This window comes from Bacteroides sp. 1_1_14 (assembly GCF_000162515.1).
GTDB lineage: Bacteria > Bacteroidota > Bacteroidia > Bacteroidales > Bacteroidaceae > Bacteroides > Bacteroides thetaiotaomicron.
On record NZ_GG774707.1, the window covers coordinates 362075 to 378430 of the forward strand.

Sequence of the window (16356 nt, forward strand, 5' to 3'; positions counted from 1 at the left end):
ATTTGATATGAAGAAACTTATAACTTCTTTAGCGCTGGTACTGACTGCATTATCCAGCTATGCTATTACCCCTTTGTGGATACGTGATGCACGTATCTCACCGGATGGAAAGGAAATCGTCTTTTGTTATAAAGGCGACATTTACAGAGTCCCCGTTCAAGGGGGAAACGCTACCCAATTAACAACACAAGCTTCTTATGAGGCTAATCCTGTTTGGTCGCCAGATGGTAAACAAATCGCGTTTGCCAGCGACCGGAATGGGAACTTCGATCTCTTTATCATGTCTGCCGATGGAGGAACTGCACGTCGGTTGACTTATCATTCTGCCTCGGAGATTCCTTCGGCTTTCACTCCGGATGGTAAATTTGTACTTTTCTCCGCCTCCATTCAGGACCCTGCGGAAAGTGCCCTTTTTCCTACCGGAGCCATGACGGAATTATATAAAGTTCCGGTTACCGGAGGACGTACCGAACAAGTGCTGGCTACTCCTGCCGAATGGGTTTGCTTTGATAAATCGGGAAAAAACTTCCTTTATCAGGACCGTAAAGGTTTTGAAGATGAATGGAGAAAACACCATACCTCATCTATAACAAGAGACATTTGGCTATACGATGTTTCGACCGGGAAACATGCCAATCTGACCAATCGGGAAGGAGAAGACCGTAATCCGGTATATGCACCGGATGGTAATTCGGTCTATTTTCTAAGTGAGCGCAATGGCGGTTCATTTAATGTATATAACTTTACCCTGAACACTCCGCAGGAAGTGAAAGCTATCACCACTTTCCGCACGCATCCGGTACGTTTCTTGTCAATCAGCGATAAAGGAACTTTATGCTATACGTATGACGGAGAACTTTATACACAAGAGCCCAATGCCCGCCCGAAGAAAGTAAATGTTGATCTTGTGCGTGATGATGAAAAAGAGATTGCTACTCTCAGATTTTCTCAGGGTGCGACTTCCGCTTCTGTGTCTCCGGATGGTAAGCAGGTGGCTTTTATTGTGCGAGGTGATGTTTTTGTGACTTCAACCGATTATGCTACGACCAAGCAAATAACAAATACTCCGGCAAAGGAATCCGGTGTATCTTTTGCTCCCGACAACCGTACACTGGTTTACGCCAGCGAGCGGACCGGTAACTGGCAACTTTATACCGCTAAGATAGCTCGTAAAGAAGAGGCGAATTTCCCTAACGCCACTCTTATTGAAGAGGAAGTATTGCTCCCCTCCAAAACCGTAGAACGTGCTTACCCGCAATACTCTCCGGATGGTAAGGAACTGGCTTTTATCGAAGACCGTAACCGGTTGATGGTACTCGACCTGAAAACCAAAAAAGTACGTCAGGTGACAGACGGTTCTACATGGTACAATACAGGAGGCGGATTCGATTACGAATGGTCGCCCGATGGCAAGTGGTTTACGCTTGAGTTTATCGGCAATCGTCATGATCCCTATTCGGATATCGGTATTGTCAGTGCACAGGGAGGTACTATCACTAATCTGACTAACAGCGGTTATATTAGCGGCTCTCCACGTTGGGTACTGGATGGAAATGCCATTCTGTTCCAGACCGAGCGTTATGGTATGCGTGCCCATGCTTCCTGGGGATCACAACAGGATGTGATGCTGGTATTCTTGAATCAGGATGCTTACGACCGTTACCGTTTGAGTAAAGAGGACTTCGAACTGCTCAAAGAATTTGAAAAGGAGCAGAAAAAAGCAAAGGAGAAAGACGGTGATAAGAAAAGGACGGAAGTCAGTCTAAAAAGGACAAGGCAGACAAAGAAAAGATAAGGCAGACAAAGAAGGAGATAAGGAGGATACCGAAAAGGACAAGGCAGACAAGAAAGATATTGTTGTAGAACTCAGCGGTATTGAAGACCGTATTGTACGCCTGACTCCTAACTCTTCTGATTTAGGTAGTGCTATTCTTTCCAAAGATGGAGAAAATCTGTATTACTTTTCAGCTTTCGAAGAGGGGTATGACCTTTGGAAAATGAATCTTCGTGAAAAAGGCACGAAGCGTCTCCATAAACTTAATTCCGGCTGGTCATCACTGATGCTGGATAAAAAAGGAGATATCTTCTTGCTGGGAAGCAGAAATATGCAGAAAATGGACGCGAAGTCGGATGCTCTGAAACCTATCAGTTATCAGGCTGAAATGAAAATGGATTTGGCAGCCGAACGTGAGGCGATGTTCGATCATGTATATAAACAGCATCAAAAACGCTTCTATAATCTTAATATGCACGGAGTGGACTGGAATGCCATGACAGCTGCCTATCGTAAATTCCTGCCACATATTGATAATAACTATGACTTTGCAGAATTACTGAGCGAATGGTTAGGTGAACTGAATGTTTCGCATACCGGAGGACGCTATTCTCCGAGGGGCAATGGAGATGTAACCTCTAATCTGGGCTTATTGTTTGACTGGAATTATCAGGGAAAGGGTATGCAGATTGCTGAAATTGTAGAAAAAGGCCCGTTCGATCATTCCCGTACCAAAGTAAAGGCAGGGTGTATTATAGAAAAAATCAACGGGGAAGAAATAACTCCGGATAAGGACATCACTGATCTTTTGAATAATAAGGCAGGGAAGAAAACACTGGTTTCGCTGTACAACCCGCAGAATAAGGAACGTTGGGAAGAAGTGGTAAAACCTGTCACAAGCGGACAACTTAATGGCTTATTATATAAACGTTGGGTAAAACAACGTGCTGAGGATGTGGAGAAATGGTCCGGCGGTCGTTTGGGATACGTTCATATTCAATCTATGGGAGATGGAAGTTTCCGTACTGTTTACTCGGATATTCTGGGAAAATACAATAACTGTGACGGAATTGTGATCGATACCCGTTTTAACGGAGGCGGTCGTCTGCATGAAGATATTGAAATACTTTTCAGCGGTCAGAAATATTTCACTCAGGTGGTACGCGGACGTGAAGCCTGTGATATGCCAAGTCGTCGTTGGAACAAGCCTTCTATTATGTTGCAGTGTGAAGCCAATTATTCGAATGCTCATGGCACCCCGTGGGTGTACAAGCATCAGAATATTGGAAAACTGGTAGGTATGCCTGTCCCGGGAACTATGACAAGTGTGTCTTGGGAAACTTTGCAGGATCCTTCATTGGTATTTGGGATTCCTATCATCGGTTATCGTCTACCGGATGGCAGTTATCTGGAAAATACTCAGTTGGAACCTGATATCAAGGTTGCCAACAGCCCGGAAACTGTAGTGAAAGGAGAGGACACGCAACTCAAAATGGCTGTGGATGAATTGCTTAAAGAAATAGATAGCCGGAAGAAATAGACATCCTTTCCTCCTTTAGAAAAAATAATTTTAGTCTCACTCTGCTCTATTTAAACTTCTTGCAATCAGTGGCATACCGAATGAAGGTGTGTCAAAAGTAACTAAACTCTCCTCCTTCCCGAAGGAGGAGAGTTTAGTTACTTTTGACTTTTGACATACCTACATTGTTTTTTGAGTTGTCTCTCACTTTTTTCCTCAATGCCCGTCCTTCTCGTGACAAAGTACCTTCCATGAGATGCGATTTACTGCTTCTTTGCCTGTCACATACTCTGACTTAGTGTGTTTAACAATAGGTGTTCGTGTTTTATTTCACCGCAGGGAAAACGCAATGATGTATATAGGATAACGTATGGGATACAGTGACTTAACATACAAACAACAGATGGCTTTAAACAGATATAGCGAACTACATCTAATGTACTCACTGTGATGTATCCAAACATCCCTCGAAGTACCAACTTATTTTTAAGCATTACTATATAGTCAGGCAGATGGAAACGTTGCTGGTAGTGAGCTGGAGAAAACTTATTTCAATACAGGTAATAATTTGTAGAGAGTCTTCCTTGTCATTATTTTCTGATTCAGGAAGCTGACGATATATCCGGTGATGCAGGCGGCGATAAGAGACCCCTCGCGAACACCTTCGATGCATTGCGAAAGCAGGAGAGAGAGTATGACTGCCAGAGTGACCAGCGTAACATCAAAACAGACTTTGAACTTTCCGAACTCTTTGTTATAACGGCGGGAGGCGTATTTTACGAAAGCCTCTGCGCTCATCATTGCTACTTTGGGTTTGAGTTCGAGTACGACTCCTATGGATTGTATCATGCATCCTGTGAGTAATAAGGCTATTGATATCCCGTAATTGTCGGGATGCAGATTACTGGTGAGTGCCATATTAAAATCAATGAATGCCGAAAAGATAAAAGAGAACGGCAATTGAAGAAGTATTTCAATGGTGTCCTGTCGGGTCTTATTTTTTCTGATGATCCAGAACTGTCCCAGAATAAGCAGCATATTGATCAGAAACGTACAAGTTCCTAATGATAAAGGGCTGTTCAGGCTTAACACATAATTGATGCTGGATATAGGTGTGGTTCCTAATGCGGAACGTACAATCAACACTATTCCGGCAGCCAGAAAATACAATCCGATAACAAATACCAAATACCTTTTAAAAACGTCTTTCATTCCCATATCTTATCTATCTTATATAATCGTATTGTTCTTCATTCTATAAAGAAGAATATGCAAAGGTCCCGTTTTTTTGTCTGATATAAGTTATCCGATTCCACACAGTTTTTGTCATATCCGAAACAAATTGTACTTTTACGTCGAAAAGAAGGAGGTATAAATGGTAAAATCTCGTATTTTTGATAATAGGCAGTTATTAAAGGAACATCCGGAAATTCCTCATTATAAAGAGGAGGTAGTCTGCTTTATGAGTGAATATAAGGACAGGAGCTATCCGGAAAACGAACGTTACTTTAATCGTGAACTTTATATGATACTCGTTCTTGAAGGTCGTTCCGAGATTTTGTTGAATGGGGAATTTATTGTGATAGAGCCTGATATGTTGCTTGTTCATGGAGCGAATTATCTCACCGACCATCTTTATTCGAGTCCGGATATTAAGTTTATCACCCTCTCCATTTCCGAGTCCATGCGGACAGATGACTCTTATCTTACCCAGATAACGGCTATTCTGTTGGCAACGATGAGGCAGAATAAGCAATATACCATACAGCTGACAGCATACGAAGCTCAAATCATTCGTAATGAACTGGAAGTGTTGATGCATTTGCTGAATATAAAACATCAGTTTCTTTTCCGGCGAATACAGGCGGCTTGCAACGCCTTATTTTTGGATATAGCCGATTTTCTTTCCCGAAAGACCATCATAAAAAAGGAGGTCAGTCGTAAAGACCATGTTTTACAGGAATTTCATGCGCTTGTTACCCGAAACTTCAGAGAAGAGCATTTCGTTAGTTTCTATGCGGATAAGCTGGCCATCAGTGAGCAGTACCTTGCGCGTATCGTTCGTGCCGGAACGGGAAAAAGTGTGAATACGATTATTAATGAGTTATTGATCATGGAAGCCCGAACCTTGCTGAGTTCCACTAAATCTACGCTAGGGGATATTGCTTCTCAGTTGGGCTTTAGCGATGCTGCCGGTTTCTGTAAGTTTTTCAAGAGAAATATGGGGCAGACTCCTCTCAATTATCGGAAGGGATTATGGATTTAAGTGAAAATGAATGCAGGTTGATGTGATCCCATAACGAACGGATACATCAACCTACATGAAATATATAATGAACTGGTTTTGACTTATCAGCCAATGAGTGATAGGATATCTTCTACGATCTGTTCATCCGTCAGATGGTTGGCACGAAGCAGTTCCTGTATATCATAACGGTCTACAAATTCTTTTTTAGCTCCATAGTTGAGCACTTTTATATCTGTAGCGCCATAGTAACGGGCAATCTTTTCACCGAAACCACCATCCAGAACTCCGTCTTCCAGTGTAATCACTAATTCGTGGTCGGCTTTCAGTTCGTCCATCAGTTCGCTGTCTACACCTGTGATGTAGCGGGGATTGATAAGGGTGGCATCAATGTTGGCTTTATCTTTCAGCAGTGACAGAACCGATTGCCCTAATCCGAAGAAGGAGCCTAATGCAAGAATTGCTACTTTGGAGCCGCGGTGGGCGACTTTATAACGATTGAGATTGCTATAGTCGGATTCCACCGGTTCACCGCAACTGATTACATCTGTGGCAGGTACACGGATAGCCACCGGATGCTCATTTTGGCGGATGCTCCATTCCAGCATGGCTAGATATTCCTCTTTACAGGTAGGTGCCAGATAGACCATATTGGGGATATTGCTGATAAGTGGAATATCGAAGAAACAGAGGTGGGTTACATCATTCATACCGGATAACGTCCCCCAGAATACCAACAGAATTGCCGGATTATTATTGATACAGAGATCTTGCGATAGCTGGTCGTAAGAGCGTTGTATAAAGGTGCTGTATACTCCGTAAACCGGTTTTCCGCCATTGGCTGCGATACCGGAAGCAAGTGCCACTGCATGCTCTTCGGCAATACCGACATCTACAAACTGCTTGCCTGCTTCCTGACGACGGTCGGGAGTGAAGCCTAGAACAGCGGGGGTGCCCGAAGTAATAGTAACTACACGCTTGTCTTCTTTCATCTTTTTTAGCAGATATTGAGCGGTTACTTCACTATAATCTTCTGCGTCGTCGTTCATTTTTGATTCTCCGGTTTCTAGATCAAACGGAGTACGCCAATGATAGGTCTCCTTGTCCTGTTCTGCAGGCTCGTAACCTTTGCCTTTTAATGTATTGATGTGGACTACTATCGGATGCTGTATATCTTTAACTTTGGAGAAAGCCTCGATCAGTGCTTCCACATGGTTACCGTCATTCACGTACATATAGTCCAGCCCCATCGCTTTGAAGAAGTTGCATTCACATTGACCGTTACTGTCGCGCAAATCTTTCAGATTCTTGTATAAACCTCCGTGATTTTCGGCAATGGACATCTGATTGTCATTGACAATAATAATCATGTTAGTTCCGAGTTCTGCTACGTAGTCCAGTCCCTCGAAGGCTTCGCCTCCGCTTAGTGAACCGTCGCCTATTACAGCGATGATATTTTCGTTGCCACCTGTCAGGTCACGTCCTTTTGCCAGTCCGCTTGCCAAGCTGATCGAAGTAGAAGTATGACCGATCACAAAGAAATCATGTTCACTTTCCTGTGGTTCTGAGTAGCCGGATACATGGTCATATTCAGCAGGATGGAGAAAAGCATCTTTACGTCCGGTCAGCATCTTATGTACGTAACTCTGATGTGATACATCATATACAATTTTTATCTTTCGGTGAATTGAAAACATAGTGCAGGGCAATGGTCGCTTCTACCATTCCGAAGTTAGGGCCGAAGTGCCCGCCATGTTCACTCAGTTTTTGTAAGAGGGATGCACGGATTTCGTGACTTAAATCATTCAGTTCCTGAAACGATAACTTCTTTACGTCTGCGGGAGAGTAAATATTTTCTAAATACATATCAAATTGTTTTTTTATGTTTATACCTATATTTTTATTTCACTGCAAAGATACTGCCGGATTTGAAATCTGTTTGTATATGAATTACGGATTCTTTTACCTATATTACAGTTCCGCTAAAAATGGGCTTGATAAAACATAAAATATGACTTCCTCTATATCAACCATGTGCTCTTTTGCAAGCTTGATTCTTTTCTCCTGAATATACTTTGGATAAGGTATCACGCACGCGTAATCATTATATATAATAGTATATACTCTTATATGCGGCAAAAAGATAAAACCGATAATCCGTAATTGGGGTAATAATGTCAGTAATTCATCTACAAACACTCTCTTTATTTCACCGTATTTTTGCAATGTAGAAAGTAGACAATCAATTCATTAATAATTAAATGTAAGAGATATGAAACGAATATTATTATTAACCGCTGTATTTATTATGATGCTTGGAACCAGTTTTTCTTTCGCACAGGCTGATGCGGATAATTTTTATAAAAGTGATTGGGTAAAGGTAGAAAAGGTTTCTTTTTCTAACCAGTATAAAATGAAAGTAGCCGGCAATCTGTTTTTGCCGAAGACCATGAAAGAGGGAGAGAAATATCCTGCCATTATTGTCGGACACCCGATGGGAGCGGTCAAGGAACAGAGTGCGAACCTGTACGCTACCAAAATGGCGGAGCGTGGTTTTGTAACGCTGTCCATCGACTTGTCTTTTTGGGGTGCAAGTGAAGGTGAGCCGCGCAATGCTGTTTTGCCGGAGGTATATGCGGAGGATTTCAGTGCCGCAGTAGATTTTCTGGGTACACGTCCGTTCATCGACCGGAATAATATAGGTGTAATCGGAATTTGTGGCAGCGGAAGTTTCGCTATCAGTGCGGTCAAGATAGACCCTCGTCTGAAAGCGATTGCAACCATCAGCATGTACAATATGGGTACAGCCAGTCGTAACGGACTGAAACATGCGCTGACTCTGGAACAACGGAAACAAATCATGGCTGAGGCAGCAGAACAGCGCTATGCAGAGTTTTTGGGCGGAGAAACTAAATATACCGGTGGCACTGTACACGAAGTGACAGAAAACTCCGGTCCGATAGAACGCGAATTTTATGAGTTCTACCGCACTCAGAGGGGAGAGTTTACTCCCGAAGGAGCAACCCCGATGACTACCACACATCCTACGCTTTCGAGCAATGTGAAATTCATGAATTTCTATCCTTTCGCAGATATTGAGACTATTTCGCCCCGTCCTATGCTTTTCATAACCGGAGAAAATGCCCACTCACGTGAATTTAGTGAAGATGCCTACCGACTGGCTGCTGAGCCCAAAGAACTGTATATTGTGCCCGGTGCAGGTCATGTAGACCTTTACGACCGTGTGGGTCTTATACCATTCGATAAATTGGAATTCTTTTTTAAGGAATATCTGAAAAAATAAGCATGAACAGGAAAAACAGATAACTATTTAAATAAAAGACAATCGAATCATGAAACAAATTAAAAATACACATTACGAAGGCGAACGTCCTTTGTTCGCATCCCACGGGCTTTATCTGGAAGAAGTAACCATTCATGCCGGCGAATCGGCATTGAAAGAGTGCAGTGATATAGAAGCGGTAAACTGTCGTTTCGAGGGAAAATATCCGTTTTGGCATAATGATGGTTTTGTAGTTAAAAATTGCCTTTTTACCGAAGGAGCACGTGCCGCACTCTGGTACTCCAGAAATCTGAAGATGAAGGATACATTAGTGGAAGCACCGAAGATGTTTCGCGAAATGGACGGAGTCGAACTCGAAAATGTACAGTTGCCCAATGCTTTGGAAACACTCTGGTATTGCCGGAATGTGGAACTGAACAATGTGAAGATAGATAAAGGAGACTATCTCTTTATACACGGAGAAGACATCCGCATCAAGAATTTTGTATTGAATGGCAATTACTCCTTCCAATATTGCAAGAACGTAGAAATCCGTCATGCTGAACTCCATTCGAAGGATGCATTTTGGAATACGGAGAATGTGACAGTCTACGATTCTGTGCTGGACGGAGAATATTTGGGATGGCATTCTAAAAACTTACGTTTGGTGAACTGCAAAATTTCGGGTACACAACCGTTTTGCTACGCACACGACCTGATAATGGAAAATTGCACGATGGCGGATGATGCCGATCTTGCTTTCGAACACAGTAGTGTGAAGGCAACGATTAAAGGCCCGGTTCACAGCGTGAAGAATCCCCGTACGGGAAACATTGTTGCCGAAAGTTTCGGGACAATCATCCTGGACGAGAACCTCAAAGCTCCGGGAAACTGCGAATTGAAACTTTGGGACGGACTGACTTGTTTTGATTGAAATATATGAAGTACAACTTCGATGAAATTGTTCCGCGCAGAGGTACAAATTCCTATAAATGGGATTCTGCCGGAGATGCGGATGTATTACCAATGTGGGTAGCTGATATGGATTTCCGTACAGCTCCCTCTGTGGTGGAAGCGTTGAAAAGGCGGGTGGAACATGGTATCTTCGGATATGTGCGTGTGCCCGATGCTTACTATGAGGCGATAACAGGATGGTTTGCCGGACGTCATGGCTGGCAGATTGAAAAAGAATGGATTATTTATACGACCGGAGTAGTACCGGCCCTGTCAGCTGTCATCAAGGTGCTGACAATTCCCGGTGATAAAGTAATCGTGCAGACACCTGTCTATAACTGCTTTTTCTCCTCCATCCGCAATAACGGATGCGAGGTTGTTGCAAATCCATTGATTTACATGAACGGAACGTATCAGATAGACTTTATCGATTTGGAACGAAAGGCGGCTGACCCGAGTGTAAAAGTCCTGCTATTATGCAATCCGCACAATCCTGCCGGAAGAGTCTGGACAAAGCAGGAACTGACTCGCTTGGGGGAAATCTGCCTTCGGAATAATGTATGGGTAGTAGCGGACGAGATTCATTGCGAACTTGTCTTTCCGGGACATACTTATATCCCTTTTGCATCTGTCTCAGAAGAGTTTCTGATGCATTCCGTTACTTGCACCTCGCCTAGTAAAGCCTTTAATCTGGCGGGGCTTCAGATAGCCAATATTGTTTCTGCCGACGCTGATATCCGTATGAAAATAAACAAAGCAATCAATATAAATGAAGTCTGTGATGTAAACCCGTTTGGTGTAGAAGCCTTGATAGCTGCCTACAATGACGGTGCGGAATGGCTGGAAGAACTTAACCAATACCTGTTTGCCAACTACCATTGTTTAAGGGCTTACTTTGATAAATATCTTCCCGAATTTCCGGTGATGCCATTAGAAGGCACCTACTTGGTATGGGTAGATTGCTCGGCTTTGAAACAATCGTCGGAGAATATAGTGAAAACTCTGCTGGAGAAGGAAAAACTTTGGGTGAACGAAGGCAATCTGTATGGAGAAGCTGGTGAAGGATTCGTCCGCATCAATATCGCTTGTCCGCGGCAACGGCTGATAGAAGGACTGAACAGAATGAGGCGGGCGTTATCATCGCCTATTACCTCATTCACCTAACCAAGATAGCGTTTCAGAATTGCAGACGAAATTTATTGGGAGTCATCCCGACAACCCGTTTGAACATCCGGCTAAGGTGCTGTGGATATTGGAATCCGATTTCGTAAGCAATCTGGCTGGTAGTCTTGTCCGTAGACAATAGCTGCTCCTTCACTAATCCGATCATTTTATCCTGAATATATTCAGAGACGGTTTTACCGGTCTGTTTACGTACCATGTCACTGAAATAGTTAACGGAAAGGAATACTTTATCAGCGAAGTACTTGACCGATGGCAACCCTTGATTTTGCGGGGCATCTCCTTCGAAATATTCGTTGAGCAGATGTTCGAAGCGGACAATGATGTCTTTGTTTACTCCGTTTCGTGTGTCGAACTGGCGTTCGTAAAAGCGCATACAATAGTCGAGCAGTAATCCTATGTTGGCGCAGATCAGTCGGCGGCTGTGCTTGTCGATGGAATGTTCCAGTTCGATGGTGATTTTTTGCAGGCAGTCCATCACAGTTTGCCGTTCTTCTTCGGAAATGTGGAGTGCTTCGTTGGTTTCGTAGGAGAAGAAGGAGTATTTTTTTATTTCTTGTCCGAGCGCAGTGCCACGTATAAGGTCGGGATGAAAAAGAATACCATGCGCGTTGGGCTGGATATTTGGCAGCATTTCCAGGTCGGTGATTTGTCCGGGAGCAAAACAGACGATGGTTCCGTCTTGGTAGTCGTAATATTGTCGTCCGTATTTAATATCACCACATTTTACATTTTTCAAGTATAGTGCATACACTTCGTAACGAAACCACGCACGTGTGGGCCACGTAGTGGATTTGGCCAGATCGATGATGCTGACTAACGGATGTCTGGTTTCAAGCCCGAAGATTTTGTTGTAACGGTCAACGTTGTCTATTACAATCATTTCTTTAGTATTCTCTTCCATATCACAATCTGTTTTTTAATGCGTTACAAATATAATTCTTTTCTCTTTAAAATTTTTACTCTCCCATCAAAATCCATGATTGGGGTATAAATATCCGTAAATCGTCTACATCCGGGCTGGTCCATTCCCCGTAACTTTGTAACCGGTAATTTAACATTGAAAAGAGATAGTAATATGAAAAAGATTCTATTAATTCCATTGATGATGCTGACGATGATGCCGATGGCGGCTTGCGACGGCTCAAACGCTGATCCGATTCTTCCGGAACAGCCGGGACAACCGGGAAATTCCGATGGTGGAGACGAGGATGATTCTACAGACCCGACAAACCCCATTCCGGGCGGTAACGGGCGATATCTGGTACTTTACTGTTCGCGCACCGGCAGCACGGAGCGTATGGCGCAACAGATTCAGCAAACACTCGATTGCGATATCCTGGAAGTGGAACCGCAAACACCTTATGAAAGCGATTATAATGGGATGCTCAACCGTGCACAGGAAGAACTGGCTGCTATCCGTCAGGGGAATTATCCGGCGATTAAAACTTCGGTTGAAGATTTCGGCAACTATGATATCGTGTTTGTCGGCTATCCGATTTGGTACGGTAGCATGGGCACACCGATGCAGACATTCCTGCATAATCATGCCTCGAAACTTGCAGGTAAGCGTATCGCTCTTTTTGCCAGCAGTGGCAGCAGCGGCATCTCTGCATCAGTTGACGAGGCGCGGACACTTTGCTCCGGTGCCACTTTCACCGAAACATTGCTTCTGACTTCTTCGACACTTTCGCAGATGGGAAACCGGATACGGACATGGCTCGAAACACTCGGTGCGAGTCGAGAAAACAATCATCCGTCCACTTCTATGCATGTGAAGATTACAGTCGGTAACCGTACCATTACTGCTACGATGGAAGACAATGCCGCAGCGCAGGACTTTCTTTCGCGTCTGCCGCTTGAAGTGCCGCTGAATGATTATAATAATATCACAGAGAAAATTTTCTATCCGTCGCCTGCACTGACTACGACAGGGGTGACCCGTGGCTGTGCGCCTGTGCCCGGTGATATTACAATCTATGTGCCGTGGAATAATGTGGCGATCTTCTGTAAAAGCGGGTCACAAAGCAATGACTTGATAAAGATTGGCCGCATTGACGGTGACGGAATAGATGCATTGAACGTTCCGGGCAATGTGGCAGTGAAATTCGAACGACAATCATGATTGATGCTACGCCACTCATTCCCGAACTAAAGATGAAGTAAATGACAGGCAGTACTATAAATCCGTAATTTTGTTTTTTATATCCGTAATTTGTATTATAAAGAGTTGGATCAGAACAGCTAACTTTGCATTATCGGAGAGTTCTTAAATAGTAAACCATAGACGTCACAGTATGAGAGAATTATATTTTATTTTTGTAACAGTCATCGGATTTCTGCAAATCCCGATGCAATCTATAAATGCACAGAGTATGAAAAAAGAAGAAGTACCTCAGAACATCAGCGCATTTCCGTTAGGAAAGGAAAATACGGGATTCAAGCAATATTTTACAGGAGAATCCTGGCTGGCACCGCTGACCGGTAACAAAGACTTGAATGTACCCATGTCCAACGTTACTTTTGAACCCGGCTGCCGAAATAACTGGCACAGCCATACGGGCGGACAAATCCTCATTGCTGTCGGAGGTGTGGGATATTATCAGGAACGTGGCAAAGCGGCACGTCGACTGCTCCCCGGTGATGTGGTTGAAATAGCACCGGACATAGAACATTGGCATGGTGCTGCCCCCGATAGTTGGTTTTCGCATCTGGCTATCGGCTGCAATCCGCAGACCAACAAGAATATTTGGCTGGAACGGGTAGACGACCGGCAGTATGCCGAAGCTACGAAAGATAACGGAGGAACCGGATTAAGCGCCACCGACCCCGAACTGGATGCAATATTCGGCAATTTCACAAAGGAGGTGCAGCAATACGGCAACCTGGATACTAAAACCCGCCTTATGATAACATTGGCATCCAATATTGCTTCACAGGCACAGACCGAATACCGGATGATGCTTGAAAGCGCTCTCAATGCAGGTATCACTCCGATAGAAATAAAGGAAATCCTTTACCAGGCAGTAGCCTATGCAGGCATGGCTAAAGTGATGGACTTTGTCGGCATCACTAATGAGGTGCTGCTTGCCCACGGTGTACGTCTTCCTTTAGAGGGACAAGCGGTCGTTTCTGCCGAAACCCGTTTCGACAAAGGACTGGCGTTGCAGAAATCCATTTTCGGCGAACGGATAGACCAAATGCATAAAAACGCTCCCGAAAACCAAAAGCATATCCAGCGTTATCTCTCCGCCAACTGCTTCGGAGACTACCAGACACGCGGTGGACTGGACGTGAAGACACGGGAACTGCTGACGTTCTCCATCCTTGTTTCCTTGGGAGGCTGTGAATCACAGGTGAAAGGGCATATACAGGGAAACGTCAATGTAGGTAATAGTAAAGATACCTTGCTGGCTGTCGTGACGCAGCTCTTGCCTTACATCGGCTATCCGCGCACTCTCAATGCCATAGCTTGTTTGAATGAAGTGATTCCGGAAGATAAATGAATTTAAAATAAGGAAATACATGCGTGATATATATACTGACCGAACTGTTGGATGGGGGGATTTATATATATTAACTATGTTCTGTTTTTAAGATTTTTATTGGGCGAATCAGATATCTTTTAAAGTCAGATAGAGAGAGTACTACATAAAATTATGAATAAATATCTAGTTTAAAGCTCTGCTAGTGCAAAGAAATTGATTATTTATGCATAATAACTAGCAGTGTTTGTGTCTGTTTCTTTTAAAGGAACACTTCGTTCCTTTAAAAGAAACGGAATGTTGGTCGGTGAGGAAGCTACTAAATCTTTAAAAGGAGTGAATGAATTTCTATTTTGTCTGTATAGATTCCCTGGTTTACTTTATTTTATGAAAGGAAAGGAACTGTTAATTTGAATAGATTATATTCCTTTTTGTAACCATTCTAAATGAATTTGAACTAAAATTGTTTCCTATTGAAGGATAAAGCTTAATATAACTATTCTTTGAATACTTCTAAAATAAAAATCCTGCCGTTTTCTGTATCTATCATTAGGCTTTCTTGCATATTTTGCATAAGAAACAAGTTAGATGGTCGTTATTTCATATATGTGCTGTTTTTTAGATTTTAAGACTGTAAAATAGATGTTAATGCAAAACTAAAACTACGAACTATTTTTTTATAGGATATGTTTTTTTTGAGTGAATAGCAAACAAAACTTCACATAAATATTTTTAATTATGAAAAGAACTATTATTTTATTAGCTTGTGCATTAGGTATATTTACTGCAAATGCTCAATCGGTGGTAGAAAGTACTAAATTTACAGATAACTGGTCTGTAGGAATCAATGCTGGTGCGATTACACCTCTCACTCACAGTGCTTTTTTCAAGAGTATGCGCCCTGCTTTTGGAGTAGGGTTCTCTAAACAGTTAACACCTAATTTCGGTTTGGGATTTCAAGGTATGGGGTATGTTAATACTACCCGGAGTAAGACAGCTTTTGATGTTTCTGATGTAAGTTTATTGGGAAAGGTCAATCTGATGAATTTGTTTGGAAGCTATTTGGGTACTCCGCGTGTCTTTGAAATAGAAGCTGTGGCCGGAATGGGTTGGTTACATTATTATGCAAGCGGCGATGGAGACCAGAATTCTTGGTCCACCCGTTTTGGAATGAATTTTAATTTTAACCTTGGAGAAAGTAAGGCCTGGACCCTTGGACTTCAACCAGCTATCGTGTACGATATGCAAGGTGATTTTAATAGAGCAAAAAGCCGTTTTAATATCAATAGTGCGGCTTTTGAAATAACAGCCGGGCTGACTTATCATTTCAAAACAAGTAACGGAAACCATTACTTCACCAAAGTGAAAGTTTATAATCAGGCAGAAATTGATGATCTGAATTCTTCTATCAATGCCCTACGCGGTGAAGTGAATAATAAAAACAGTGAACTGAATAATGCTGTCCAAAGAATCAGTGGATTGCAGCGTGATCTGGAAGATTGCCGCACAAAGACTGTTCCCGCTGCTGTGGTAAAGACAAGCAGGGTTCCGGAATCTATCATTACCTTTAGACAAGGCCGCTCGGTGGTAGATGCTTCGCAACTTCCGAATGTGGAACGTGTAGCTTCTTATATGAAGAAACATCCTGATACAAGAGTCGTTATCAAAGGATATGCTTCTCCAGAAGGTAGTATAGAAGTAAATGATAGAATAGCAAAAGCGCGTGCCGAGGCTGTGAAGAATATTTTAGTCAAGAAATATAAGATTAATATAGACCGCATAACGGCCGAAGGCCAAGGAGTAGGCGATATGTTCACTGAACCGGATTGGAATCGTGTAAGTATCTGTACTATCGAAGATTAATGACTTAGAAGTTCTCTTTTCAATTAAATAGATTATTAACTTAATACCTGA

At 42.8% G+C, this 16356-nt stretch carries 9 protein-coding genes and 2 pseudogenes; 8 read left to right on the forward strand and 3 right to left on the reverse strand.

The genetic code is table 11. The features are described from left to right. The first annotated feature begins 7 nt into the window (after nucleotides 1-7). Nucleotides 8-3314 (forward strand): annotated as a pseudogene (locus tag HMPREF9007_RS28085) (S41 family peptidase). Nucleotides 3315-3839: 525 nt separating this feature from the next. Here the strand turns inward: HMPREF9007_RS28085 and HMPREF9007_RS08640 are convergent. Continuing rightward, nucleotides 3840-4511 carry a DUF6198 family protein gene (locus HMPREF9007_RS08640; RefSeq protein ID WP_008762367.1) on the reverse strand — a complete coding sequence of 224 codons (672 nt, stop codon included), beginning with the start codon at nucleotides 4509-4511 and terminating at the stop codon, nucleotides 3840-3842. A 157-nt stretch (nucleotides 4512-4668) separates the two neighbouring features. Here HMPREF9007_RS08640 and HMPREF9007_RS08635 point away from each other — a divergent pair, with 157 nt between their 5' ends. Then, nucleotides 4669-5559, forward strand: a complete 891-nt coding sequence (locus HMPREF9007_RS08635) for an AraC family transcriptional regulator (RefSeq protein WP_008762368.1) — start codon at nucleotides 4669-4671, stop codon at nucleotides 5557-5559. A gap of 86 nt (nucleotides 5560-5645) precedes the next feature. Here the strand turns inward: HMPREF9007_RS08635 and HMPREF9007_RS08630 are convergent. After that, nucleotides 5646-7404 (reverse strand): annotated as a pseudogene (locus HMPREF9007_RS08630) (1-deoxy-D-xylulose-5-phosphate synthase). Between the two features lie 406 nt (nucleotides 7405-7810). On the opposite strand from HMPREF9007_RS08630, the gene HMPREF9007_RS08620 reads away from it, so the two are divergent. The 3 genes from HMPREF9007_RS08620 to HMPREF9007_RS08610 are packed head-to-tail and all read left to right on the forward strand — an operon-like array spanning nucleotide 7811 to nucleotide 10939. After that, nucleotides 7811-8842, forward strand: coding sequence for an alpha/beta hydrolase (locus tag HMPREF9007_RS08620; protein WP_008762372.1), 1032 nt, complete (start codon nucleotides 7811-7813; stop codon nucleotides 8840-8842). A gap of 49 nt (nucleotides 8843-8891) precedes the next feature. After that, nucleotides 8892-9755 (forward strand): DUF3737 family protein, encoded by an 864-nt coding sequence (locus tag HMPREF9007_RS08615; protein ID WP_008762373.1) that lies wholly within the window; start codon nucleotides 8892-8894, stop codon nucleotides 9753-9755. A 5-nt stretch (nucleotides 9756-9760) separates the two neighbouring features. Further along, entirely contained in the window at nucleotides 9761-10939 is a 1179-nt protein-coding gene (locus HMPREF9007_RS08610) for a MalY/PatB family protein (RefSeq protein WP_008762374.1), read from the forward strand. Nucleotides 10940-10952: 13 nt separating this feature from the next. Here the strand turns inward: HMPREF9007_RS08610 and HMPREF9007_RS08605 are convergent, their stop codons facing one another. Continuing rightward, nucleotides 10953-11861: an AraC family transcriptional regulator gene (locus HMPREF9007_RS08605; protein WP_008762375.1), complete on the reverse strand. Its 909-nt coding sequence runs from the start codon at nucleotides 11859-11861 to the stop codon at nucleotides 10953-10955. A gap of 174 nt (nucleotides 11862-12035) precedes the next feature. Here HMPREF9007_RS08605 and HMPREF9007_RS08600 point away from each other — a divergent pair, with 174 nt between their 5' ends. The 3 genes from HMPREF9007_RS08600 (at nucleotide 12036) to HMPREF9007_RS08590 (ending at nucleotide 16305) form a co-directional block, all read left to right on the forward strand. Beyond that, nucleotides 12036-13082: a cyclophilin-like fold protein gene (locus tag HMPREF9007_RS08600; protein WP_032850539.1), complete on the forward strand. Its 1047-nt coding sequence runs from the start codon at nucleotides 12036-12038 to the stop codon at nucleotides 13080-13082. A 172-nt stretch (nucleotides 13083-13254) separates the two neighbouring features. Next, nucleotides 13255-14463 (forward strand): carboxymuconolactone decarboxylase family protein, encoded by a 1209-nt coding sequence (locus HMPREF9007_RS08595; RefSeq protein ID WP_008762377.1) that lies wholly within the window; start codon nucleotides 13255-13257, stop codon nucleotides 14461-14463. 717 nt (nucleotides 14464-15180) lie between these two features. Further along, nucleotides 15181-16305, forward strand: a complete 1125-nt coding sequence (locus HMPREF9007_RS08590; RefSeq protein WP_008762378.1) for an OmpA family protein — start codon at nucleotides 15181-15183, stop codon at nucleotides 16303-16305. Nucleotides 16306-16356 lie beyond the last annotated feature (51 nt).